The following is a 3145-nucleotide window of genomic DNA, read 5'->3' as shown; positions in this document are numbered from 1 at the left end:
ATTCGCAAAACACCCTGCGACTAAAAGCCTCATATCGCCCGAATTTAGGCGATAGCGTCGCTGTAAACGGCGCTTGTCTTAGCGTGACGCAGCTGCACGCAGATGGCTTTAGCGTGGAGCTTAGCGCCGAGACTAGGGCGCACATCGCGACGGAAAACTTGCGCGGACGCGTACATATCGAGCCTGCGATGCGGCTAGCAGACCGCGTGGATGGGCACCTGCTACAAGGCCACATAGACGCTATCGGCGAGGTAGCGCGTATTGAGCGGCGTGAAAACGGGGTCGATTTTTATATAAATTTGCCCTCTAGCGTTATGCCGCTGATGGCAAACAAAGGCAGTATCGCGGTCGATGGCGTGAGCCTCACGATCAACGAAGTTTTGCCCGCAGGCGTGCGCCTCACGATCATCCCGATCACCTTTCGCGAGAGCTTGTTTGGCGAGTTTGAGCCGGGACGCCGCGTAAACGTGGAGAGCGACTTGCTCGCGCGCTACGTGGTTAGGCAGCTGGAGTTTGTCGGCGTTTTAGGCGGCGTAAACGGTGGCAAAAGCGAGATCAGCTGGGACGAGTCGCAGCACATCGCGAGCCTTTATTAGGCTAGGCGGGTTAAATTTGACGGAAATGAAGCGGGAAATTTTAGATGTAGTTTTTGAAAGCGAGCGCTTGAAGCTTGGCTTTACGACGCGATTTGGCGGAGTAAGCGGCGGCGCATACGAGGGTTTAAATTTAGGCGATCACGTCGGCGACCTGCCTGCAAACGTCGCTAAAAATCGCGAAATCCTAGCCGAACAAATCGGCGTAGCGCCTAGCAATCTAAAATTTATGAACCAAATTCACTCAAATCGCGTGGAAATTTTGCGAAATATTGATGATGAGCTACCGCCTTGCGACGGCGTGATAACCGCGCTTAGAGGCATTGCGCTTTGCGTTTTGGTTGCCGACTGTTCGCCCGTTTTGATCGCAGATGAGCGGCACGGCGTGGTTGCTGCAGTGCATGCGGGCAGGGCGGGCGTAACGGGTAAAATTTGCACGAACGCGATAAATTTGATGGCGAGCGAGTTTAGCTGCGAGGCTGGCGATCTGCGCGTGTTTGTCGGTGCAAATATCAAGGCGCGAAACTACGAGGTGGGCGAGCTTGATCTGGGCGCGTTTAACCGCTATAAAAATGGCTGCAAATTTGATATGGAGGCTGCGCTGCGGGACGAATTTGCGCAGCTTGGCGTAGGGCGAGCGGAGTTTGATCCGCGCTGTACGTTTGAGACGAGGGAGCTGTTTTCTTACCGCAGAGATGGCGTCACGGGGCGATTTTGCGGTTTTGCGATGAATAAAATCTTGCCAAAATAGCAGTATACGGCCTAAATTGAGCGTAGACGAGCGCGTAGTCAGGCGAGTTTAGTTAAAATTTCATTTATGTTTATTAAAAAGGGCTAAAATTTAAAATGATACCTCATAAAAAGGAGCACAAATGAAAAAAATTTTACTTTGTTTGATTGTTGCGGCGAGCGCGCTTTTTGCGGCGCAAACAAGATCCTCAAACGAGATGGCAACTGCCCCTGCGAGCGCGCCTACAAATTTGGCAAACAAACAGTTTGAAGACGCGCTAGCGATGTACCGAGTCTCGGATTTTAGCGAGGCGGCGAGACTGTTTAATCTAGCTTGCGAGAGCGGACACGCGCGGGCATGTTACGATATGGGCGCGATGATCGCTAGCGGAAAAGTCGCAGCAAAGCAGCCTGGGGCGGCGGCTAAATTTTACGAGCGAGCGTGCAAAATGGGTGATAAGCTGGGCTGCTACGCATTAGCGTACGCTCATCAGACGGGCGTGGGCGCAGCAAAAGACGAAGCGCGGGCGTACGAGCTCTATAAAAACGCATGCGAGCTGGGCCTAGCCAAAGGCTGCAACGAAGCTGGATACATGAGCGAGCGCGGCATGGGCGTAAGTGCGGACGTCAAAGCCGCGGTTAAATTTTACGAAAAAGCGTGCAAGATGGGGCTAGAGGTTGGCTGCGAAAACGCTAAAATTTTAAAGCGTTAAGCCAGGCTAGCGGCTAAAATTTAACTCGGCTACGTGTTTTGCGTCTTGCAAGGTGCGCGCCGAGTTTAAATTTGAGCCAAAATTTCACTAAAAATCGAGAAAAATGCCATACGAAAATTTTAAATCAAAAAATCCTCTCGCGGCAAAAATCGCCGCAAATGCGAGAAAATTTGACGTCCAGACGCTGCAAAACGAGCAGCTCGTAAATTTGCTTTTAAACGAGAAAAAAATCGAAATCTCGGACGAGCAAAAAGAGGTTGCCAGGCGCGTATTTACGGGGCTAATGAAAATAGAAGAGAGCGTGCAGCTAAGCGGATAGCCGGCTAAATTTGACCTCCAGCTAAATCTACAAAAATAAAACCAAGCATCGCTCAAACCACTGCTTCTCCAATAAAAACTGAAATATCTGGTTTTTATCAAATTTGATGTAAAATGACGGCGTGACATCGCAATGAAAATAAGCCAGAAAACGTAAAATTTACAATAAAAAAATCCAAAGCAAAGGAGAAAATATGCTGTTACTTAAAAATGCCGATCTATACGCGCCCGAGCACGTCGGCAGGAGCGACGTTTTGGTGGGTGGAGGTAAAATTTTAGCCGTTTCTAAGGGGCTTGATTTTCGAGTCGATGGGCTTGAGGTTTATGACCTAGAGGGCAAAATTTTAGCACCCGGACTCATCGATCAGCACGTGCACATCACGGGCGGCGGCGGCGAGGCTGGTTATCATTCGCGAACGCCCGAAATAACATTGTCGCAAATCATCCGCTACGGCACGACGACGGTCGTAGGCACGCTGGGTACCGACGGGTGCACGAGGAGTCTCGAAAATCTCTACTCAAAGGCCAAGGCGCTCGAGTACGAGGGCATCTCGACCTTCATCCATACAGGCTCTTACGCCCTACCTAGCGTTACATTTACTGGTTCCGTCACGCGCGATCTGGTGCTCATCGACAAGGTCATCGGCTGTAAGATCGCAATGAGCGACAACCGCGGCAGCTACCCGACCTCTCAGGAGCTCATCAAGACCCTTACGCAGATACGCATCGGCGGCATGATCTCGAAAAAAGGCGGCGTGCTGCATATGCATATGGGCGGTCTCGCGGATAAAT

General features: G+C 50.9%; 4 protein-coding genes and 1 pseudogene. All 5 read left to right on the top strand.

What is annotated here, in order from left to right:
• Window positions 1–14: 14 nt before the first annotated feature.
• Window positions 15–596: a riboflavin synthase gene (gene ribE, locus Q0546_RS00680; protein WP_298789603.1), complete on the top strand. Its 582-nt coding sequence runs from the start codon at window positions 15–17 to the stop codon at window positions 594–596.
• A gap of 25 nt (window positions 597–621) precedes the next feature.
• Window positions 622–1344 (top strand): polyphenol oxidase family protein, encoded by a 723-nt coding sequence (locus tag Q0546_RS00675; protein ID WP_298789601.1) that lies wholly within the window; start codon window positions 622–624, stop codon window positions 1342–1344.
• Window positions 1345–1465: 121 nt separating this feature from the next.
• Window positions 1466–2035: a tetratricopeptide repeat protein gene (locus Q0546_RS00670; RefSeq protein ID WP_298789599.1), complete on the top strand. Its 570-nt coding sequence runs from the start codon at window positions 1466–1468 to the stop codon at window positions 2033–2035.
• A 103-nt stretch (window positions 2036–2138) separates the two neighbouring features.
• The gene (locus tag Q0546_RS00665; protein ID WP_298789597.1) at window positions 2139–2354 is read left to right on the top strand and encodes an acetyltransferase; all 216 of its coding nucleotides are present in this window, start codon (window positions 2139–2141) and stop codon (window positions 2352–2354) included.
• A 193-nt stretch (window positions 2355–2547) separates the two neighbouring features.
• Window positions 2548–3145 (top strand): annotated as a pseudogene (locus tag Q0546_RS00660) (beta-aspartyl-peptidase); the annotation flags it as partial.

The organism is uncultured Campylobacter sp. (assembly GCF_937997465.1).
Taxonomy (GTDB): Bacteria; Campylobacterota; Campylobacteria; order Campylobacterales; family Campylobacteraceae; genus Campylobacter_A.
Note: the sequence above shows the minus strand (reverse complement) of the source record. Positions and strands in the feature narration are given on the sequence as shown.